Annotated in this window: 1 protein-coding gene and 1 pseudogene; both read left to right on the top strand. The window is 54.1% G+C overall.

The window, feature by feature from the left end; genetic code table 11:
• Positions 1 to 204, top strand: a pseudogene (locus tag ACYQ3S_RS15640) (gfo/Idh/MocA family oxidoreductase); the annotation flags it as partial.
• A gap of 14 nt (positions 205 to 218) precedes the next feature.
• Positions 219 to 862, top strand: a 644-nt coding sequence (locus ACYQ3S_RS15635) for a sugar phosphate isomerase/epimerase family protein (RefSeq protein WP_459690294.1), incomplete at its 3' end; no start/stop codon positions are given.

The following is an 862-nucleotide window of genomic DNA, read 5'->3' as shown; positions in this document are numbered from 1 at the left end:
GAACAGCATAAAACTGCAATGACCCCGCTCGCTATGGGCTGGGCCAAATCCGAGGATAAGCTGGGCTTTACCAATGCAATCCGCCATTTCCTCGATTGTGTGCGCGACGGCAAAACCCCGCTGACCGATGCGGCGGACGCCTACAAGACCCACGAATTGCTCGACCGTATCCTGCGTGCCGCCGGGCTGCCGGCGATGGATTAAAGGAGGGAGCCGCTATGTTCAAAATTGCCGGACATACCATGGGTACACCGGAATACACTGTCTGCGAGGCGATCGAATTGCTGCATCGCATCGGCGCAGACGGTGTCGAGATTGTTGTACAGAATGATTACCGCTCTGGGCTACCATGTGACTGCAATGAAAATACTTTGGCCGAGGTCAGGCGGTGTGCAGAGCAGAACAACATCCAGATCATCTGCCTGACGCCGTATAATTCCTACTTCAATTCGCTGGACGAACCGGTCCGCCAGCGCGAAATCGCCGCTATCCAAAAAGTGATCGGTTATTGCGACAATCTGGGCGCAAGGTACATCCGCATTTACGGCGGCAATCTGGCCGCTGGGGATACGGAGAAATTAGCGGAGCGCCGCGCCAGACTGATCGAATCCATGCGCGAGCTGGGCGATGCAGCAGCAGAAAAAGGCGTGACGCTGGTGATTGAGAACCATTTTAATACAATGGCGGTTTCGGCGAAAGAAAGCGCGTCGCTTATCAGGGAAATTGACCATCCGGCAGTCCGCATCCTGTACGATCAGGCAAACCTGACCTTTACCGGAAACGAAGGATATGAAGAAGCGCTTCCCCTACAGCAGCAGTATGTGGCATACATGCATGTAAAGGATCTGGTATTCAAAGAAGG

Source organism: Agathobaculum sp. TL06 (genome assembly GCF_054658635.1).
This window is presented reverse-complemented; position numbering and strand designations above follow the sequence as displayed.